The organism is Sphingopyxis sp. NJF-3, from assembly GCF_053514865.1.
Map to the genome: position 1 here is coordinate 722600 of NZ_CM130726.1, position 19741 is coordinate 742340.

The 19741-nt window shown below is 67.0% G+C and carries 21 protein-coding genes; 13 read left to right on the forward strand and 8 right to left on the reverse strand.

Annotation, left to right across the window (positions count from 1 at the left end):
• Window positions 1–21 precede the first annotated feature (21 nt).
• The 3 genes from ACOTSS_RS03300 to ACOTSS_RS03310 form a co-directional block, all read right to left on the reverse strand.
• The gene (locus tag ACOTSS_RS03300; protein WP_448690116.1) at window positions 22–408 is read right to left on the reverse strand and encodes a VOC family protein; all 387 of its coding nucleotides are present in this window, start codon (window positions 406–408) and stop codon (window positions 22–24) included.
• Window positions 409–454: 46 nt separating this feature from the next.
• The gene (locus ACOTSS_RS03305; RefSeq protein WP_448690117.1) at window positions 455–1591 is read right to left on the reverse strand and encodes a cell wall hydrolase; all 1137 of its coding nucleotides are present in this window, start codon (window positions 1589–1591) and stop codon (window positions 455–457) included.
• A 142-nt stretch (window positions 1592–1733) separates the two neighbouring features.
• Window positions 1734–2528: an ABC transporter ATP-binding protein gene (locus ACOTSS_RS03310; RefSeq protein WP_448690118.1), complete on the reverse strand. Its 795-nt coding sequence runs from the start codon at window positions 2526–2528 to the stop codon at window positions 1734–1736.
• A gap of 484 nt (window positions 2529–3012) precedes the next feature.
• On the opposite strand from ACOTSS_RS03310, the gene rimP reads away from it, so the two are divergent.
• The 5 genes from rimP to rbfA all read left to right on the forward strand — a co-directional run bounded on the left by rimP (window position 3013) and on the right by rbfA (window position 9013).
• The gene (rimP, locus tag ACOTSS_RS03315) at window positions 3013–3558 is read left to right on the forward strand and encodes a ribosome maturation protein RimP (RefSeq protein WP_448690119.1); all 546 of its coding nucleotides are present in this window, start codon (window positions 3013–3015) and stop codon (window positions 3556–3558) included.
• A complete protein-coding gene (gene nusA / locus ACOTSS_RS03320; RefSeq protein ID WP_448690120.1) occupies window positions 3558–5213 on the forward strand; it encodes a transcription termination factor NusA in 1656 nt (551 codons plus the stop codon). Before rimP ends, nusA begins: the two co-directional genes overlap by 1 nt.
• Window positions 5194–5961, forward strand: a complete 768-nt coding sequence (locus tag ACOTSS_RS03325; protein ID WP_448690121.1) for a DUF448 domain-containing protein — start codon at window positions 5194–5196, stop codon at window positions 5959–5961. Before nusA ends, ACOTSS_RS03325 begins: the two co-directional genes overlap by 20 nt.
• Before the next feature lie 9 nt (window positions 5962–5970).
• Window positions 5971–8502, forward strand: coding sequence for a translation initiation factor IF-2 (infB, locus tag ACOTSS_RS03330; protein WP_448690122.1), 2532 nt, complete (start codon window positions 5971–5973; stop codon window positions 8500–8502).
• Window positions 8503–8614: 112 nt separating this feature from the next.
• The gene (gene rbfA / locus ACOTSS_RS03335; protein WP_448690123.1) at window positions 8615–9013 is read left to right on the forward strand and encodes a 30S ribosome-binding factor RbfA; all 399 of its coding nucleotides are present in this window, start codon (window positions 8615–8617) and stop codon (window positions 9011–9013) included.
• Here rbfA and ACOTSS_RS03340 read toward each other — a convergent pair whose 3' ends face one another.
• From ACOTSS_RS03340 to ACOTSS_RS03360, 5 genes are all read right to left on the reverse strand, one after another.
• A complete protein-coding gene (locus ACOTSS_RS03340) occupies window positions 9014–9595 on the reverse strand; it encodes a YceI family protein (protein ID WP_448690124.1) in 582 nt (193 codons plus the stop codon).
• A 94-nt stretch (window positions 9596–9689) separates the two neighbouring features.
• The gene (locus ACOTSS_RS03345; RefSeq protein ID WP_448690125.1) at window positions 9690–11111 is read right to left on the reverse strand and encodes a WS/DGAT/MGAT family O-acyltransferase; all 1422 of its coding nucleotides are present in this window, start codon (window positions 11109–11111) and stop codon (window positions 9690–9692) included.
• 192 nt (window positions 11112–11303) lie between these two features.
• Window positions 11304–11612 carry a DUF1971 domain-containing protein gene (locus ACOTSS_RS03350; protein ID WP_448690126.1) on the reverse strand — a complete coding sequence of 103 codons (309 nt, stop codon included), beginning with the start codon at window positions 11610–11612 and terminating at the stop codon, window positions 11304–11306.
• A gap of 3 nt (window positions 11613–11615) precedes the next feature.
• Entirely contained in the window at window positions 11616–12029 is a 414-nt protein-coding gene (locus ACOTSS_RS03355) for a hypothetical protein (protein WP_448690127.1), read from the reverse strand.
• Entirely contained in the window at window positions 12022–12501 is a 480-nt protein-coding gene (locus ACOTSS_RS03360; RefSeq protein WP_448690128.1) for a group III truncated hemoglobin, read from the reverse strand. Before ACOTSS_RS03360 ends, ACOTSS_RS03355 begins: the two co-directional genes overlap by 8 nt.
• Before the next feature lie 82 nt (window positions 12502–12583).
• Here ACOTSS_RS03360 and ACOTSS_RS03365 point away from each other — a divergent pair, with 82 nt between their 5' ends.
• The 8 genes from ACOTSS_RS03365 to ACOTSS_RS03400 all read left to right on the forward strand — a co-directional run bounded on the left by ACOTSS_RS03365 (window position 12584) and on the right by ACOTSS_RS03400 (window position 19697).
• A complete protein-coding gene (locus tag ACOTSS_RS03365; RefSeq protein WP_095387630.1) occupies window positions 12584–13015 on the forward strand; it encodes an RrF2 family transcriptional regulator in 432 nt (143 codons plus the stop codon).
• Between the two features lie 43 nt (window positions 13016–13058).
• Window positions 13059–13673 (forward strand): thymidine kinase, encoded by a 615-nt coding sequence (locus tag ACOTSS_RS03370; RefSeq protein WP_448690129.1) that lies wholly within the window; start codon window positions 13059–13061, stop codon window positions 13671–13673.
• Window positions 13666–14202, forward strand: coding sequence for a GNAT family N-acetyltransferase (locus tag ACOTSS_RS03375; protein WP_448690130.1), 537 nt, complete (start codon window positions 13666–13668; stop codon window positions 14200–14202). Before ACOTSS_RS03370 ends, ACOTSS_RS03375 begins: the two co-directional genes overlap by 8 nt.
• A gap of 51 nt (window positions 14203–14253) precedes the next feature.
• Window positions 14254–14676, forward strand: a complete 423-nt coding sequence (locus ACOTSS_RS03380) for a DUF6491 family protein (protein WP_448690131.1) — start codon at window positions 14254–14256, stop codon at window positions 14674–14676.
• 295 nt (window positions 14677–14971) lie between these two features.
• Complete coding sequence (truB, locus tag ACOTSS_RS03385; protein WP_448690132.1) at window positions 14972–15931, forward strand: tRNA pseudouridine(55) synthase TruB; 960 nt, start codon at window positions 14972–14974, stop codon at window positions 15929–15931.
• Between the two features lie 25 nt (window positions 15932–15956).
• Entirely contained in the window at window positions 15957–16226 is a 270-nt protein-coding gene (gene rpsO, locus ACOTSS_RS03390) for a 30S ribosomal protein S15 (RefSeq protein WP_095387625.1), read from the forward strand.
• Between the two features lie 193 nt (window positions 16227–16419).
• Window positions 16420–18726, forward strand: a complete 2307-nt coding sequence (gene pnp, locus ACOTSS_RS03395) for a polyribonucleotide nucleotidyltransferase (protein ID WP_448690133.1) — start codon at window positions 16420–16422, stop codon at window positions 18724–18726.
• Between the two features lie 254 nt (window positions 18727–18980).
• Window positions 18981–19697 (forward strand): peptidylprolyl isomerase, encoded by a 717-nt coding sequence (locus ACOTSS_RS03400; RefSeq protein ID WP_448690134.1) that lies wholly within the window; start codon window positions 18981–18983, stop codon window positions 19695–19697.
• Window positions 19698–19741 lie beyond the last annotated feature (44 nt).

Consider the following 19741-nt stretch of genomic DNA (forward strand, 5'->3'; position numbering starts at 1 on the left):
TTTCTTCGCCAGACAAGACCGTCAGCCCGCCGGCGGCTCCCACAGCTCGATCGGATTGCCCTCCGGATCGTGCACCCGCGCGAAACGGCCGATCGCGGGGTCGTTCCACTCGTCCTTGGTGATGATCTCCTCGCCGGCAGCGCGGAAGGGTTCGAGCACCGCGTCGAGATCGTCGACGCGGAAATTGATCATATGCTGGCGGTCGGCGGGGAAATAATCGCTGTCGGCCTTGAAGGGTTCGAAGACGAGCGGGCCGGCGGTGACGTTCCATACCCATTGGTTGGGCGGCACGCTGTCGTCGGCGCTGCAGCCGCCGCCGACGCCGAGCCGCTGCTGATACCATGTCTTGAGCGCTGCGGGGTCGCGCGACCGGAAGAAGAGCCCGCCGATGCCTTTCACATGTCCCATGGGACGCCTCCCTGTCTGGTGAGGCGCGAAGGCTAGGACGATTGCCTCAGCGAATCCACTCCCCGCTGCCCTTATACTCGTCGCGGATCTGGCCCGACTGGTTGAGCCGCGGGTCGGCATAGGTCGGCGGCGGCGATGCCGGCTGCCGGGCGGCGGTGACCGGCGTGCCAATGTCGCGCCCCTGCTGCGCCAGCGCGCCGGGCATCGGGGCGGCCGCGACGTCCGGGAGCGGCGCGGCGGCGGTTTCGGGAAGCAGCGCGGCCGGCACCGCGCCCTTCGCGCGCGCCGCGATCTGCTCGGCGACCGGCAGATAGGGCCCCGGCGCCGGCTCACGGCCGATATAGGGCGCGCGGAACGCATCGGGCATCCCCCAGCGCCCGCGCCAGCGATGAAAGATATGCGCGCCGACGATGTTGGTCATCACCAGGCTCTTGCCCCAGCGCGGCCAGATCGCCTGCGTGTGATAATGGGTCGCGAGCCCGACGCCGGGAAAGACATATCCGCCGAGCGCGGCCGAGGCGACGCGGCTCGCGCGCAGCCAGTTCCGCTTTTCGGGTGCCCGTGCCATCGCGCCGTCGCAGGCGAAGGTGAACTGGCAGACGCCCGGACGCTGCGACCCCTGGAAGACGACGCCGCAGACGGTGTTGGGAAAGCTTGGGTGGCGGACACGGTTGAGCACCACCTGCGCGACCCCGCGCATCCCGTCGTCGCTTTCGGACGCCGCCTCGTAATAGATGGCGGCGGTCAGACAATAATGCGCTCGCTCGCGGTCGAGCGCGGTCGCGCCGCGAAAGACATAGGATTTGGCGGGCGGGCCGACGAACGCTTCCTGTTGCAGCGTCGCGGGGTCGGCGGGCGGCTGTCCGGTGGCATCGGCATATCCGACGCTCGCGGGATCGGGCAGCGTCGGATCGATCTTCAGCGCGTCGGCATAGCTTCCGGCGTTCATGATCGCCCAGCGCTGCGGGTCATAGGGCTTGAAGTCGAGCGGCACGGTGACGCTGTAGGGCCCGAAAGGTGGCGTGTAGGCGCGCATCCGCCCGCTCCCCAGCGCCATCGCCAGGCAGGCGACGATCACCGCCGCGATCAGCCCGGCCCAGAAATTGCGCCCCGGCCCGGCCGGCCGTTCGGCCAGCGGATCGAGCCAGGCGATGCCGGGCGTAAGATGCAGTTCGGGTTTCATGCGCGCGTCGGAATCCGGTGCCGCCCCGCGCGACCGATTCGCGCGCGACCCACGCTGACCCTCTTAAGCCGCGAGATACGAACAAAAAGTTGCGCCGCGGGCAAAATGTCCCGCGGCGGGACAGGCGCGCGGCGGCGCGCGATCAGCCTGCAATATCGGCGTGATACCATTCACCGCGCGGGGTGACGGTGATGCCGAGGCCGAAGAGGTCGGTGAGCGTGTCGCTCGTCAGCAGGGCGGCCTTGGCCCCGTCGTGGAGGAGGTGGCCGCCGCGCAGCATCACGATGCGGTCGATCTCGGGCAGGATTTCCTCGATATGATGGGTGATGAGCAGCATCGTCGTGCCGCCCCGCGCGACGCCGCGCAACATGTCGAGGAAATGGTGCCGCGCCGCGGGGTCGAGCCCCGCGCAGGGCTCGTCGAGCAGCAGCGCGCGGGGCCGGTGCGCGAGGGCGCGGGCGATCAGAACGCGGCGCGCCTCGCCGGTCGACAGGCTCGCCATGCTGCGCCCGATCAGGCGGCTCGCGCCGACCTCTTCGAGCGCGGCGCGCGAGACGTCGATCATCTCCTGCGTATAATGCTGATGCTTCCAGAGGCCGCGCGAGGCGAAGAAGCCCGAGACGACGCAGTCGAGCACCTCGAGCGGCGGCTCGGCGTCGAAATCGAGCTGTTCGGTGGAGGAGACGATGCCGAGCAGCTTGCGAAGCTCGAAGACGTTCCAGCTGTCCTGCCCGAAGATACGGACATCGGCGCCCCAGACGGGATAGAGCTGGCGCGTGATCAGCTTGACCAGCGTCGACTTGCCCGAGCCGTTGGCGCCGAGGATCGCGGTGCTCTCACCCGCGCCGATGGTCAGTGCGGCGAGATCGAGAATGCAGGCCTCGTCCGCCATGACGCGGACATCGGCGAGGGCGAGGAGGGGAGAGTCGTCGGCCATGGCGGCGCGTTGAGCATGGTGCGGTGCGATAGGGCAAGGGGGGAAATGGTTTGGCGGGGACGTGGCGGCCGCTTTGGGGTGGGGAGGTGCCATTCCCTACCTTCGTCATTCCCGCGAAAGCGGGAACCCAGAGCGCGCGTCGGCTGACTTCACGCTGGGTTCCCGCTTTCGCGGGAATGACGACGTTATGAGACGCAGAATGTCGCTAAGCGGTCGGTTTTAGATATTCGTCATCCCGGACTTGATCCGGGATCCATTCGCGCAGCGCCGGATGAATGGATCCCGGATCAAGTCCGGGATGACGATGTAAGATAGGTCTGCTACCGGCCGCAACCCGCCCCTCCATTCCCCCTTGCCGACTCTCCCCAACGCGCCTATATGCAACGCACTTCTTGACATGGTTAGCCAGTTGGGACGTCGGGGCCGCGGGCCGCGGCGGCTGTTTCCGCATGGTTCTTCCGGTCATCCGATTTGGGATCATCTTTTGGTCGATTTCGACGCCCTCAATGCGATCATCGCGCCCGAAGCCGAGGCGATGGGCCTTGCGCTCGTGCGCGTCGCCTTCTTCGGCGGCGACAGCGACCCGACCCTGCAGGTCATGGCCGAGCGGCCCGACACGCGCCAGCTCACCATCGACGATTGCGCCGACCTGTCGCGCCGCATCTCGGAACGGCTCGACGCGCTGGAAGAGGCGGGCAAGGACCCGATCGACGGCGCCTACCGGCTCGAGGTTTCGTCGCCCGGCATCGACCGGCCGCTGACCCGCCGCACCGACTTCGCCGACTGGGCGGGGCATGAGGCGAAGGTGGCGCTCAAGGAGAAGCTGGACGGGCGCCAGCGCTTCAACGGTACCCTCGTCGGGATCGACGGCGATATCGTGACGATTTTGGACAAGGAAGAGGTCGAGCATAAGCTGCCGTTCGACGCGATCGACACCGCGAAGCTCGTTCTCACCGACAAATTGATTGCCGCAACCGTTCCGCTCTCGACCGAGGGCGCCGACGATATGGAAGAAGAAGGACAGGACTGATGGCCACTGCCATTTCCGCCAACAAGGCCGAATTGCTCGCGATCGCGAACAGCGTTGCCAGCGAGAAGATGATCGACAAGACGATCGTCATCGAGGCGATCGAGGAAGCGATCCAGCGCGCGGCGCGCGCGCGCTACGGCGCCGAGAACGACATTCGCGCGAAGCTCGATCCGCAGACCGGCGATCTGCGCCTGTGGCGCGTCGTCGAGGTGGTCGAGCAGGTCGACGATTATTTCAAGCAGGTCGACCTCGCCGCGGGGCAGAAGCTGCAGAAGGATGCCAAGATCGGCGACTTCATCGTCGACCCGCTGCCCGCGGTCGACTTGGGCCGCATCGACGCCCAGTCGGCAAAGCAGGTCATTTTCCAGAAGGTCCGCGAAGCCGACCGCGAACGCCAGTATCAGGAATTCAAGGACCGCGCCGGCGAGATCATCACCGGCGTCGTCAAGTCGGTCGAATTCGGCCACATCGTCGTCAACCTCGGCCGCGCCGAGGGCGTGATCCGCCGCGACCAGCAGATTCCGCGCGAACTGATGCGCGTCGGCGACCGCGTCCGCGCGCTGATCCTGTCGGTGCGCAGCGAGACGCGCGGGCCGCAGATCTTTTTGAGCCGCGCGCACCCCGACTTCATGAAGAAGCTGTTCGCGCAGGAAGTTCCCGAAATCTACGATGGCATCATCGAGATCAAGGCCGCCGCTCGCGACCCGGGCAGCCGCGCCAAGATCGGCGTGATCAGCTACGACGGCTCGATCGACCCCGTCGGCGCCTGCGTCGGCATGAAGGGCAGCCGCGTCCAGGCGGTCGTCCAGGAAATGCAGGGCGAAAAGATCGATATCATCCCCTGGTCCGAAGACACCGCGACCTTCGTCGTCAACGCGCTCCAGCCCGCGACGGTGCAGCGCGTCGTCATCGACGAGGATGACGGGCGGATCGAGGTCGTCGTTCCCGACGACCAGCTCAGCCTCGCCATCGGCCGCCGCGGCCAGAACGTCCGTCTCGCCAGCCAGCTGACCGGCAGCCAGATCGACATCATGACCGAGGCCGACGCGAGCGAGAAGCGCCAGCGCGAATTCGTCGAACGCTCGACGATGTTCCAGGAAGAGCTCGACGTCGACGAGACGCTCGCGCAGCTGCTGGTCGCCGAAGGTTTCGGCGAGCTCGAGGAAGTCGCTTACGTGCCGCTCGAGGAACTGGCGGGCATCGAAGGCTTCGACGAGGAGCTGGCGCAGGAGCTGCAGAGCCGCGCGACCGAGGGGCTGGAACGTCGCGAGGAAGCCGCGCGCGCCGAGCGCCGCGAACTGGGGGTCGAGGACGATCTGGCCGAGATTCCGCACCTGACCGAAGCGATGCTCGTCGTGCTCGGCAAGGCGGGGATCAAGACGCTCGACGATCTCGCCGACCTCGCGACCGACGAACTGATCGCCAAGAAGCGGCAGGACAACCGCCGCGGCCCGTCGCGCGAACGCAGCGAACGCGCCGAGGACAAGGGCGGCGTGCTCGGCGAATATGGCCTCTCCGAAGAGCAGGGCAACGAGATCATCATGGCGGCGCGCGCGCACTGGTTCGACGATGAACCCGTGGCCGAAGCGCCGCAAGCCGGGCCCGCGGCGGAGCCGCAAACCGGGGAGGCCGCCGATGCGGACCCCGCGCAATGATCAGCTAGGCGACACCGACCGCGCAAAGGGGCGCGGCCAGCACGTGCCCGAGCGGCGCTGTGTGGTGACCGGCGAGGTTTCGCCGGCCGACCGACTCGTGCGCCTCGCGCTCGGGCCTGATGGCACCATCGCGCCCGACGTCCACGGCAAGGCGCCGGGGCGCGGCGCGTGGATCGGCGTGCCGCGCGCCGAACTCGAAGCCGCGCAGGCGAAGGGCAAGCTCAAGGGCGGGCTCGCGCGGGCGCTGCACGAAGGGAATATCGCGATCCCCGACGACCTCGGCGAGCGGATCGCGGCGCAGCTTGCGCGCGCGACGCTCGACCGGCTCGGGCTCGAATCGCGCGCGGGCACGTTGATCAGCGGCAACGACAAGATCGAGCAGGCGGCGCGGCGCGGGCAGGTCCGCCTGCTGCTTCACGCGCAGGATGCGGGTGAGGACGGACGCAAGAAGCTGGCGCAGGCATGGCGCGTCGGCGAGGATGACGAAGGCTCGGGCCGCGAAGGGATGGTCTTGCCGGTGGACCGGCAGTCCCTATCTATGGCATTGGGGCGTGAGAATGCGGTGCATCTGGCGATAATCGACGCCCGCGCCGCCGACCGGGTGCTGGCGCATTTGAGCCGCTGGCAGTTTTTCACCGGATGGAGTAGGGACGCGGCCAACCGCGTTCCGACGGAGGCTTCCCGCGCGGCGGGAGACGAGGCGGCGTCCACGGATTCCGAAGTTTCGGGCGCGTTTTTGAAGGAATGATGGTTTTCGATGAGTGACGAACAGGACAAGCCGACTCTTACCCGCAAGCCCCTGGGGCTGAAGCGGACGGTCGAGGCCGGGCAGGTGCAGCAGCAGTTCAGCCACGGGCGCCGCAACACGGTGGTCGTCGAGGTGAAGCGCCGCCGCGTGATCGGACGTCCGGGCGAAGCCGCTCCCGCGCCCGAACCCGAAGAAGTCCAGGCCGCGCCCGCGCCGAAGCCCGCGCCTGCCCCGGCTCCCAAACCTGCGGCGCCGCGCGCGACCGAATCGGACAGCCTGATGTCGCGTCAGGAACGCCAGGCGCAACTGCTTCGCGAAGCCGAAGAAGCCCGCATGGCCGCGCTCGAGGAAACGCGCCGCCGTGAGGAAGCCGCGCGCGCACGCGCCGCCGAAGAGGAAAAGCAGCGCGCCGAGGCGCGCGAAGAGCAGGCAGCCGCCAAGACCGCCGAGCCTGCGCCTGCGCCGGCCGCGAGCGAGCCCGAGGCGGCCGAAGCCCCTGCGGCCGAAGCCACGCCCGCCGCTGCCGCGCCGCGCGCCGCGGCGACGGCTGCCCCCGCGCCGCGCCGCTTCACGCCGGTCGAGGCGCCCAAGCGTCCCGAACCCAAGCGTCCCGAGCCCAAGGCGAATCGCGGCGCCGACAATCGCCGCCAGTCGGGCAAGCTGACCGTCGCGCGTGCGCTCAATGACGACGAGGGTGCCCGCGCGCGCAGCCTAGCGGCGCTGAAGCGCGCCCGCGAAAAGGAGCGGCGTTCGCACATCACTTCGTCGGGGCCGCGCGAAAAGCAGGTCCGCGAAGTCGTCGTACCCGACACGATCACGGTGCAGGAACTCGCCAACCGCATGGCCGAAAAGGGCGCGGACCTGGTGAAGGCGCTGTTCAAGATGGGCATGCCGGTCACGGTCAACCAGACGATCGACCAGGACACCGCCGAGCTGCTCGTCACCGAATTCGGGCACGAGATCAAGCGCGTCAGCGAAGCCGATGTCGACATCCGTCACGACGAGGACGTCGACGACGCCGCGGCGCTGAAGCCGCGCGCGCCGGTGGTCACGATCATGGGTCACGTCGATCATGGCAAGACCAGCCTGCTCGACGCGCTGCGCGGCGCGAACGTGCAGGCGGGCGAGGCCGGCGGCATCACCCAGCATATCGGCGCCTATCAGGTGAAGACCCCCGACGGGTCACTCGTCACCTTCCTCGATACGCCGGGCCACGAAGCCTTTACCGAAATGCGCCAGCGCGGTGCCAATGTCACCGACATCGTCATTCTGGTGGTTGCCGCCGACGACGGGCTGAAGCCGCAGTCGATCGAGGCGATCAACCATGCCAAGGCGGCGGGCGTGCCGATGATCGTCGCGATCAACAAGATCGACAAGGATGGCGCGAATCCCCAGCGCGTGCGCGAGCGCCTGCTCGAGCATGAGGTGATCGTCGAGGAAATGGGCGGCGACGTCCAGAATGTCGAAGTGTCGGCGCTCAAGAAGACCGGTCTCGACAAGCTGCTCGACGCGATCGCGGTGCAGGCCGAGATCATGGAGCTGAAGGCCAACCCCGACCGCGCCGCCGAAGGCACGGTGGTCGAGGCGAAGCTCGACAAGGGCCGTGGTCCGGTGGCGACGATTCTCGTTCGCCGCGGCACGCTCAAGGTCGGCGACATCTTCGTCTGCGGCGCCGAAAGCGGCCGCGTCCGCGCGCTCGTCAACGACAAGGGCCAGCAGATCAAGGAAGCCGGCCCGTCGATGCCGGTCGAGGTCCTCGGCCTCGGCGGCGTGCCGATGGCGGGCGATACGCTGACCGTCGTCGAGAATGAGGCGCGCGCCCGCGAGGTCGCCGCCTATCGCCAGGAACAGGCGCTGAAGAAGCGGACGGCGCAGGCGCCGGTCAGCCTCGAAGGCATGTTCTCGGCGCTCGCCGACAAGGCCAATGTCATCGAATATCCGGTGGTCATCAAGGGCGACGTGCAGGGCAGCGTCGAGGCGATCGTCAACGCGCTCAACAAGCTGTCGACCGACGAGATTCGCGTCCGCGTGCTCCATTCGGGCGCCGGCGCGATCACCGAGAGCGACGTGACGCTCGCCGCCTCGACCAAGGCGCCGATCATCGGCTTCAACGTCCGCCCGAACGCCAAGGCGCGCGAGATCGCGAACCGCGAGAAGGTGCGCTTCATGTACTATGACGTCATCTATCACCTGACCGAGGAAGTCGCGAAGGAGATGGCGGGCGAACTGGGTCCGGAGCGCATCGAGAATGTCGTCGGCCGCGCCGAGGTCAAGGAAGTCTTCCCCGCCGGCAAGCGCGACAAGGCCGCGGGCCTGCTGGTGCTCGAGGGATCGATCCGCAAGGGGCTTCACGCGCGCCTCACCCGCGGCGACGTCATCGTCTCGGCGACGACCATCGCCTCGCTCCGCCGCTTCAAGGACGACGTCGCCGAAGTGCGCGCGGGCCTCGAGTGCGGCGTCGTGCTGGCGGACACCAACGACATCAAGCCGGGCGACCATCTCGAAGTCTTCGAGGTCGAGCTGCGCGAACGGACGCTGTAATCTACTCCCCCTCCCGCTTGCGGGAGGGGGTTGGGGGGGGTGGGCCCCTTTTGAGATTGTTTCAGGTCAGGCCCACCCCTGACCCCTCCCGCAAGCGGGAGGGGAATTGGAAATGCGACATAACGACCAAAATCAGGGCCCCTCGGTTCGCGTGCTGCGCGTGGGCGAGCAGGTGCGCCATGTTCTTTCCGAAATCCTCCAGCGCGGCGATGTCCACGACGAGGTGCTCGCGACGCATCCGGTCAGCGTGACCGAGGTTCGCATGTCGCCCGACCTCCGCCACGCGACCGTCTTCGTGAAATCGCTGCTCGGCCGCGACGAGGCGGCGGTGTTGAAGGCGCTGCGCACCAACACCGCCTATCTCCAGCGCGAGGTCGCGCACCGCATTCGCATGAAATATGCGGCGAAGCTGAAATTCCTGCCCGACGAGAGCTTCGACGAAGCGAGCCATATCGACGCGTTGCTGCGCGACCCGAAGGTCGCGCGCGATCTGGGTCCGGCCGAGGATTGATCAGCCCGGCACCAGCCGGGTGTTGATGATGATCCGCACCTTGCGGCCGACGATGAACGAATAGGCGGTCATGCCGAAATCGCGGCGGTTGATCGTCGTCGTTCCGGTGAGGTCGATGGTCTCGCGTCCGGTCGCGCGCGCCGGCGGGATGGAGAAGGTGACGGCGAGCACCACCGGCTTCGTCACGCCGCGCGCGGTGAGGTCGCCCGACACATTGCCTGTCGTTGCGCCGGTCATGGCCAGCGCATGGCCGGCGAAGCGGACGATCGGATGATGGTCGACGTCGAAGAAATTCCTGCCCTTCAGCCGCCCCGTGGTGAGCGCGTCGCTCGCGGTGAGCTGGCGCGCGTCGATCGCCACGTCGAGGTCGATCCGGTCCATCGCGGCGGGCGATAGCGCGACGCTGCCCGATACCGATGGGAAATGGGCGGTGCGGCTGCCGATGCCGAGAAAGCCGACCTTCGCGTCGACGCGGCTCGCCGCGCTGTCGATGCGGTAGGCGAGGGTCGCGGGGGCGCTGGCGGCCGGCGCCGCGAGCAGGAGCGCGGCGGCCGCGAGCGATGAGATGACGAATGTCGGCATGGTCACCCGTCTTCCGGCTAGCCGTTCTGACCATGGCGTATCGCGCGTTTCGGGGGAGTGCGAAAGCGGATTCGCCGAAGCCCGCGCGGGCGTCCTACTTCGCCTTCCTGATCCCCGCCGCAGCCTCCAGCTCGACCAGTGCATCCTCTAGATAGTCGATCATCCGCTGCGCATGCGGGACGCTGCGGCGGCAGGCGGTGATGCCGAAGTCGATATTCCTGTTGTTGCTGACCTGGGTGATGTTCATCGCCATGCCGTCGACCGGGATGCTCGCGGGATACATGCCGTCGAGCCGCGCGCCGTTCCAGTACATCTGCTCGCGCGGTCCCGGAACGTTCGAGATCGTTGCCGAATAGGCGGGAAATTTGTCGGCGGTGCGGGTCAGCGCGGTGAGCATCTGCGGCATTTGCGTGATCGCGGTATAGATTTGAATCTGCTGCGCGGTCATCGCCCGCAATTGCGCCTTCGCGGCGTTCATCGATTCCTGGATCGCCGCCATCCGGGTCGCGGGATCGTCGATGTGGGTGGCGAGATTGGCGGTCACCGACGTGACCGAATTGCCCGAATCGACGTCGTCCTTGGGACGGATCGACACCGGCGCCATCGCCTTCAGCGGCTTGTCGGGCAGTTCGTTCAGCGATTGCAGATATTTCCGCATCGCGCCCGCGCACATGCCGAGCACCGCGTCGTTGATCGTCCCGTCATAGGCCTTGCCCACCGCGCGGACGCGGTCGAGCGACCAGCTTTGCGCGACGAAGCGGCGCGCGCCGGTGATGTTGCGGTTGAAGCTGGTGCGCGGCACGCCGGCGAAGGGCGTGACGAGCCCTTCGCCGCCCAGGCCGAACATCGCCGCGGCATATTGGTTCAGCGCCTTGCTCACCCCGACGCTGTTCCCCCATTGCTCCTTCAGGAACTCGCCGATCGCGCCGATGTCGGTCAGGCTGGGGCGCGGTGCCTTTTTGGGCGGGGGAAACCGGCGCTTATAGGCTTCATAGGCCTCGACCGAGAGCGGCGAAGCGGTGCGCCGCTCCTCGGGGTCGGGGGACAGCATCGAATTATAGAAATGGATGCTTGCCGCGCCGTCCATCAGCGCATGGTGGATCTTCTTGAAGGTCGCGATCTGGCGGTTCGGCAGGCCCGAGATGAGCGTGATCTCCCACAGCGGCCGGGTGCGGTCGAGCAGCCCCGAATGGAGGCGCGAGGCGAGTTCGAACATCTCGCGGTAGCGCCCCGGCTTGGGCAACGCCGCGGCGCGGACATGATAGTGCATGTCGATGTCGCGGTCGGGTTCGAGCCGGATCGGGCCGTACTGGCCGAGCGGGGTCAGCTTCAGCACCTCGCTGAACGGGCGCCGCAGCCCCTCCGACTGGCGGAGCAGCGCGAGCTGCTCGTTCAGCCATTCGGTCTCGTCGACATCGTCGGGGAGGGTGTAGAGGTTGATGCCGCCGATGTGCATCGGCATCTCGCGGCTTTCCCCCCACAGGAACATCGCGTCGGTCACCGGCATCAGGCGCATAGGCAGCTCTCTCCCTGTCATGCTGCGGTTTTTGTGCGCAGCATGACAGCGGGCGGCGGCGAGTCAAGCGGGGCAAGGGGCGTGGATCACCTGCCCTCGTCATTGCGAGCGGAGCGAAGCAATCCAGAGCGGTTTACGCCCACTCTGGATTGCCGCGCGGCTTCGCCGCTCGCAATGACGATTCAAAAAATGTCATTCTTGCGACGCGCAGAAGGCGATTTCGATCGTCACCGACCCTTGCCGTTCCAGATGGTGCGGAACGCGGGGCGGGATCAGTATCGTGTCGCCAGGTTTCAGCAGGCGGGCGCCCCCCGTCTCGTCGTCCCAGTGGAAGCGGATCGACCCGGCAAGGACCGACAGCAGGCCCCAGGCACCGTCCTTGAGGTCGTGGCGGCGCAGCAGCCCGGCGGGAATCGTGTCGGCGCCGAACGGACCGATCCGCCGGTACGCGCGGGCGCCGGAGGGAAGCGGCGGCCCGCGCTCGGCGATCGGCACGGTCACGGTCTAAAAACCTGCCGTCGCCCGGACGATGACGAAAGTGACGCCGAGGAAAGCGAAGCCCGCGGGCACCGCGAGGATCTGCGCCGCGACGGTGTGGCGGTCCATCGGTCCGGTCCAGGTGTCGAGCACGCCGTCCGTCCGGTCGAGCGGCGAATCATGCTCGCGGCCCTTTTGTGCATTGAGCAGCTTCGCGGTGCCGAAGAACATCAGCATGTAGAGGCCCGAGATGACGAGCATCATCACCGTCGCCGCATCGCGCCCGGTCGCCGCGAAGATGCCGAGGAAGAAGACCGCATAGCAGGCGAATAGCGCGTGCCAGGTCGAGCGCGGAAGCTGGAAGCCCGCCTGGACCCCGCTGGTTTCATAGGGATCGTTGGAGCGATAGACGGGCGGGGGAACGGAGGGGAGATCAGACATCGGGCAACTCCACTTTCTTCGCGAGGGGATCGCCCCGGTCGCGGTGAACCCAGATGCCGGTGAGCAGGCTCTCGGCGATCATCCGCGCCTTCGCGCCGACATGGGCGGTGGCTTCCGGGGTCGGGGCGATATCGTGCAGCGTCCGGTAGAAGAGCCGTAGCCACTGCTGGAAATGCTCCTGCCCGATCGTCGGGATCGCCAGATGCTTCATCATCGGATTGCCGGTGAAATTGCCGGCGCTGAGCAGGATCGACTGCCAGAAGCGGTTCATCTGGCCGAGGTGCTTCGGCCAGTCGTCGATGCGCGCGTCGAAGATCGGGCCGAGCATCGCATCCTCGCGCACCGAGGCGTAGAAGCGATCGACCAGTTCGGCAATGAAAGGCTCGTCGATGCCCATGGCCAGCGCCTCGGCGCGTCGCTCCTCGCGGGCGGCGATGGCGTGGGGATGGGCCTGGACCGTTCGTGTCGTCATAATGTTCCGACTCTATATTGAGTATCTGAAATACCTCTTTAAGCGGGTTGCCGCAAAAAGCAATATCTAATATACCACTTTTATGCGGCTCAGTCTCCATAGCGATTATGCCCTGCGCATCCTGATGGCGCTATCCGCGACCGGCCGCCAGATGTCGGTCGACGAGATCGCGGGCCAATATGGCATTTCGCGCAACCATCTCGCCAAGGTCGCGCAGCGGCTGCAGGCGCTCGGCTATGTCAGCGCGCAGCGCGGGCGCGGCGGCGGGCTGACGCTGGCGCGCGAACCCGAGGCGGTGATCGTCGGCACGGTGGTGCGCGAGTTCGAGAATCTGGAGGGGCTGGTCGAGTGCATGGACCCCGCGACTTCGACCTGCCCGGTGTGCGGCGGCTGCGGCTTGCAGGGCGCGCTCGGCGGGGCGCTCGCGGCGTTCCTGACGCATCTCGACGGCTATCGGCTCACCGATCTGGTGCCGCAGCCCGGGCGCTTCCGCGCGCTGCTCGGGGTCGCCTGATTTTCGATTTGCCTGGCGCGGCCAAGGCGGTATCGCTCGGCGCATGGCCAAGCTCTATTTCTATTATGCCAGCATGAACGCGGGCAAGTCGACGACGCTGCTTCAGGCGGATTTCAACTATCGCGAGCGCGGTATGGAAACGATGCTGTGGACCGCGGCGCTCGACGACCGCTACGGCGCGGGGCAGGTGACGAGCCGCATCGGATTGATGGCCGAGGCGCATAAATTCGACCCCGACAGCGACCTGTGGGCGGCGGTGCAGGTCGAGAACGCCGAGCGCCCGCTTGCCTGCGTACTCGTCGACGAGGCGCAATTCCTGACGCGCGCGCAGGTGCTCGATCTCGCGCGGCTCGCCGACGAGGCGAATATTCCGGTGCTCTGCTACGGCCTTCGCACCGATTTCGCGGCGAATTTGTTTCCCGGCTCGGCGGCTCTGCTCGGCCTCGCCGATGCGCTCGTCGAATTGAAGGCGGTGTGCGAATGCGGGCGCAAGGCGACCATGAACCTGCGCGTCGACGAACGCGGCCGCGCGGTGGTCGAGGGTGCCCAGACCGAGATCGGCGGCAACGACCGCTATGTCGCGATGTGCCGGCGGCACTTCATGGAAAAGCGGCGGCAGGCAGCGGAAGCGCCAGGGGAGGTGGGCGCCGATGCTTGACCGTCTCTACGCCGAACTCGTCGACGGCGACTTGAGGCTCGTCAAGCTCGTCGAGGCGCATCGCGCGGCGCTGGGCGCGGCGTGCGCCGCCGACCCCGATATCTGGCCGATCTATGCGTCGAGCTTCGACCCCGGGCATTTCGACGCCACCTTCACCACGCTGCTCGCGAACCCCGCGCGTATGCCCTACGCGGTATTCGCCGGCGAGCGGCTGGTCGGCATGACGGCCTGGCTGCGTCCCGACGTTTCGGCGCAGACGATCGAAATCGGCAACAGCTATATCCATCCCGACGTGCGTGGCACCGGGCTCAACGGGCGCTTGAAACGGCTGATGCTGGGGCACGCCTTCGCGGTCGGCATCCGCCGTGTCGAATTCCGCATCGACGAGCGCAATGCGCGCAGCCAGGCGGCGGTCGCGAAGCTCGGCGCCACCAGGGAAGGCGTGCTGCGCGCCGAGCGTATCACCTGGACGGGGCATGTGCGCGATACCGGCCTCTGGTCGCTGCTGGCGGAGGAGTGGCAAGGATAGGGCGCTCGCAAGTCAGCACCCGTTCAGCCGGGTTGTGCTAGGCACCGCGCCATGAAACAGAAACTCGCACTCTCCCTGGCCGCCATGCTGCTTCCCCTTTCTGCAGCGGCGGCCGACGAGCCCGCGAAAGCGCCGCGCGAGATCGGCGCCGAGGCGAGCATCGTCTTTCCCAGCGACACGACGATCCGCAACTGGCGCGCCGATCGCGAGCGCGGCATCTGGGTGCAGGATCGCCGCGGCGACTGGTATTACGGCCTGTTCGCCGGCATTTGCCGCGATGTCGATTTCGCGCAGGCGATCGGCTTCGATACGCGCGGCCAATCGCGGCTCGACCGCTTCGCGACGCTGATCGTGCGGGGCGAACGCTGTCCCCTCGTGTCGTTCGTCAATTCGGCGCCGCCGCCGTCGAAGGCCGAACGCGACAAGGCAAAGGACATCGCCGACACGAAGGCGGAAAATTCCGCCGAAAATTGACAAGCCGCGCCGCGCCGGCCTAGGGCCAGAATCTGCTAATTCCGCGTTCGAGGTTTGAAGCGATTTTGCCCAGGGCGAGGAGGCAAGGCGCAGGAATATGTCGATATTTCAAGACTTGCCGACGAAGCCATGGGCAAAATCGGTCAAATCCCGCAGGGACGTCGAAATGGCTTCGATCTCGGGCCCGCGCGGCCTTGCGGGTAGCGATGCTACCCGCTGCACCCGCCCAGACCCGATATCTTCACCATTTCGACGCCTCGATCGCGGAATTAGCAGATTCTGGCCCTAGCGGCGGATGAACGGCTGGATCATCCTCGACAAACCCGTGGGGCTCGGCTCGACCCAGGCGGTGGGCGCGGTCAAACGCGTGTGCCGCGAAGCCGGGCTGGGCAAGGTCAAGGTCGGCCACGGCGGCACGCTCGATCCGCTCGCGTCGGGGGTGCTGCCGATCGCGCTCGGCGAGGCGACGAAGCTGACCGGCCGCATGCTCGATGCGAGCAAGGTCTACGACTTTACCGTGGCTTTCGGGACCGAGACCGCGGAGCTCGACGCCGAAGGCGAGGTGGTGGCGACCAGCGCCGTGCGGCCGACGCTCGCCGAGATCGAGGCCGTGCTGCCGCGCTTCACCGGCGACATCGAGCAGGTGCCGCCTGCCTTTTCCGCGATCAAGGTGGACGGCCAGCGCGCCTATGCCTTGGCGCGCAAGGGCGAAGCGGTCGAGATGAAGGCGCGGGGGGTGACGGTCTTCAGCCTTCGTCACCCCGGACTTGATCCGGGGTCCCGCTCAGCGGCGCCGGAAAGCGGGACCCCGGATCAAGTCCGGGGTGACGAGAAGGAGGAAGGGAGGCTCGACAGCATCACCCTTACCGCCCATGTCTCGAAAGGCACCTATATCCGCAGCCTTGCGCGCGACATCGCGCAGGCCGTCGGCAGCGTCGGCCATGTCGTCATGCTCCGCCGCACGAAAGCGGGGCCCTTCACGCTCGACGACGCGATTTCGCTGGACAAATTGAACGCTTTCGGCCAAGGGGCCGCGCAATCAGAGATTATTCTGCCGCTGGAGGCAGGGCTGGTCGACATCCCGGCTCTGGACCTTTCCCCGGAAGCGGCAGGGGCGATCCGTCAGGGTCGCGTCTGGACCGGGGTAAGCACGCACGACGGGCTCTATTGGGGACGGGACGGCGAATATCGTCCCATCGCCCTGATAGAGGTTTCGGCGGGAACGCTGAAGGTCGTGCGGGGCTTCAATCTGTAAGCAGGATGTTCGAGGAAAAACGAATATGTCGATTACCGCCGAGCGCAAAGCCGAAGTCATCAAGGACAATGCCCGTGCCAAGGGCGACACCGGTTCGCCGGAAGTCCAGGTCGCGATCCTGACCGACCGCATCAACACGCTGACCGATCACTTCAAGGCGCACCACAAGGACAATCACAGCCGCCGCGGGCTGCTGATGATGGTCAACAAGCGCCGCAGCCTGCTCGACTATCTTCGCAAGAAGGACGAGGGCCGCTATCAGGCGCTCATCGCGAAGCTGGGTCTGCGCAAATAAGAATTTCTGGCGGCCCCGGACTTCCGGGGCCGCTGTCATATTGGCCGCCCGCCTATGTGCGCGGCCACAGGGCCGCTCCCGCATCCGGCGGGACCGCCACAGGGGCATCAAAGCGCCCCACACCGCCCCGGGCCGGATCGCCCGGAATCAGAGGCCCCGCCCGGCATAGGGCCCGGCGGGCGAAGGAAACATCATGTTCGACGTGAAAAAAGTATCGATCGAGTGGGGCGGTGAAACGCTGACCCTCGAAACGGGTAAGGTCGCCCGCCAGGCCGACGGCGCCGTCATGGCGACGCTGGGCGAAACGGTTGTCCTGTGCGCCGTGACCGCCGCCAAGTCGGTCAAGGAAGGGCAGGATTTCTTCCCGCTCACCGTCCATTATCAGGAAAAATATTCGGCCGCGGGGCGCATCCCGGGCGGCTTCTTCAAGCGCGAACGCGGCGCGACCGAAAAGGAAACGCTGGTTTCCCGCCTGATCGACCGTCCGATCCGTCCGCTGTTCCCCGAAGGTTTCTATAACGAGATCAACGCCATCGCTCAGGTGCTGAGCTATGACGGCCACAACGAGCCCGACATCCTCGCGATGGTTGCCGCGTCGGCCGCGCTCACCATCTCGGGCGTGCCCTTCATGGGCCCGATCGGCGCCGCGCGCGTCGGCTATGTCGACGGTGAATATATCCTCAATCCGACCGACGAGCAGGTCGCCGAGGGCGACCTCGATCTGGTCGTCGCCGCGACCTACGACGCGGTGATGATGGTCGAATCCGAAGCCAATGAGCTGTCGGAAGAGATCATGCTGGGCGCCGTCCTGTTCGCGCACGACGCGTGCAAGGAAGTCGTCAAGGCGATCGTCAAGCTCGCCGAGCAGGCCGCCAAGGATCCCTGGGAGATGGCGTCGTCGGACGACAATGCCGCGCTCAAGGACAAGCTCAAGAAGCTGATCGGCAAGGACATCGCCGCCGCCTACAAGCTGACCGACAAGTCGGCGCGCTCGAACGCTTTGAACGAAGCGCGCGCGAAGGCGAAGGAACAGTTCGTCGCCGACGGGCTCGACCCGCAGAGCGTGATGGCCGGCATCAAGCTGATCAAGAAGCTCGAGGCCGAAATCGTCCGCACCGCCATCCTCAAGGACGGCAAGCGCATCGACGGCCGCACCACGACGCAGATCCGTCCGATCGTCGCCGAAACGCACTTCCTGCCGCGCGCGCACGGCTCGGCGCTGTTTACCCGCGGCGAGACGCAGACGATCGCGACCTGCACGCTGGGCACCAAGGAAAGCGAGCAGATGGTCGACGGCCTCAACGGCCTGTCGTACCAGAATTTCATGCTCCACTATAACTTCCCGCCCTATTCGGTCGGCGAAGTCGGCCGCTTCGGCGCCCCGGGCCGCCGCGAAGTCGGCCACGGCAAGCTCGCCTGGCGCGCGCTGCACCCGGTGCTGCCGACCAAGGACGACTTCCCCTACACGATCCGCCTGACCAGCGACATCACCGAGTCGAACGGCTCGTCGTCGATGGCGTCGGTGTGCGGCGGCTCGCTGTCGATGATGGACGCCGGCGTGCCGATCAAGCGGCCGGTCTCGGGCATCGCGATGGGCCTGATCCTCGAAGGCAAGGATTATGCGATCCTGTCGGACATCCTCGGCGACGAGGATCACCTCGGCGACATGGACTTCAAGGTCGCGGGCACGTCCGAAGGCATCACCACGATGCAGATGGACATCAAGATCGCGGGCATCACGAAGGAAATCTTCGAGGCCGCGCTGACCCAGGCCAAGGAAGGCCGCGCGCACATCCTCGGCGAGATGAACAAGGCGCTCGGCGAAACCCGCAGCGAATTGTCGGCGCACGCGCCGCGCATCGAGACGATGCAGATCGACAAGGCGAAGATCCGCGACGTCATCGGCACCGGCGGCAAGGTGATCCGCGAGATCGTCGCGACCACCGGCGCCAAGGTCGACATCGACGACGAGGGCCTGATCAAGATCTCGTCGAGCGACCTCGACCAGATCGAGGCGGCGCGCAAGTGGATCGCGGGCATCGTCGAGGAAGCCGAGGTCGGCAAGATCTACGACGGCAAGGTCGTCAACCTCGTCGATTTCGGCGCGTTCGTGAATTTCATGGGCGGCAAGGACGGTCTCGTCCACGTCAGCGAAATCCGCAACGAGCGCGTCGAGAAGGTCGCCGACGTCCTGTCCGAAGGCCAGGAGGTCAAGGTCAAGGTTCTCGAGATCGACCCGCGCGGCAAGGTCCGCCTGTCGATGCGCGTCGTCGACCAGGAAACCGGCGAGGAACTCGAAGACACGCGCCCGCCGCGCGAACCGCGCGAGCGCGGGGATCGCGGCGATCGCGGTCCGCGCCGTGACGGCGACCGGGGCCGCGGCGGCCGCGATCGCGGTCCGCGCCGCGACGGCGAAGGCCGCGGCGACCGCGGCCCGCGCCGCGAGCGCAGCGAAGGTCCCGAGGATCAGGGCCATGTGCCCGACTTCCTGAAGGACTGATCGCCCGTAAAGCGAACAGGAAAGGGGCCGCGAAAGCGGCCCCTTTTTTGCGTGATCGACCGCTTTGGGGTGGGGAGTTGCCGTTGCATGACTCGTCGCCCCCGCGAAGGCGGGGGCCGCTGGAGGCCTATTCCTGCGCCGCTGCGTAAAACGACAGCGGCCCCCGCCTCCGCGGGGGCGACAGCTGCAACCGGCCGCCACCCGCCCCAAGCAAGGGCTCGCCACACCCGCCCCATCTGAGCTATGCCAAGGCCATGCTCACGATCCTCCTTCCGCTCCTCGCTCTCGCCGCCCAGCCCGTCGCAACGCAGCCCGATTCGACGCCGCCGGCACCCACGACCGCCGCGCCGCCCTCAACCCCCGCCGCGCCCGACACGCGACCCTATGTCGCGCTCGTCACCGATCTCGGGACAATCACCGTGCGCGTCGAGGACAAGCGCGCGCCGGTCACCGCCGCCAATTTCCTGCGCTATGTCGACACGAAGCGGATGGACGGGTTCAAATTCTATCGTGCGACTCGGAGTTGGGGCCCGGCGGGCCGCCTGATCCAGGCGGGCAATCGCGGCAATGCGGCGAAGAACTTCCCGCCGATCAAGCACGAGCCGACGACCGCGACCGGGCTCACCAATTGCGACGGCGCGCTGTCGATGGCGCGACTCAACCCCGGCGACGCGACCACCGACTTCTTTCTGCTGCTCTCCGACATCAAGGGCTTCGACGCCGACGCGCAGGGCGGCGACGGCGCGGGCTTCGCGGTATTCGGCGAGATCGTTGGCGGGCGCGACGTGGCGGAGAAGATTTTCGCCGCGCCGCTGTCGCCCACTGCAGGTGACGGGCCGATGAAGGGCCAGATCCTCGATCCGATGGTGACGATCAAGGCCGCGCGCCGCGTTCCGGCGCCCGCCGACGCGCCGCAGGGCTGTATCGTCAAGGCGGCGAGCGCGGCGGCGCCCGGCGCGCCGGCGCAATAGCGGGGCAAAGCGCCGAAACGCGCGATCATTTATTTTGCGTTCAT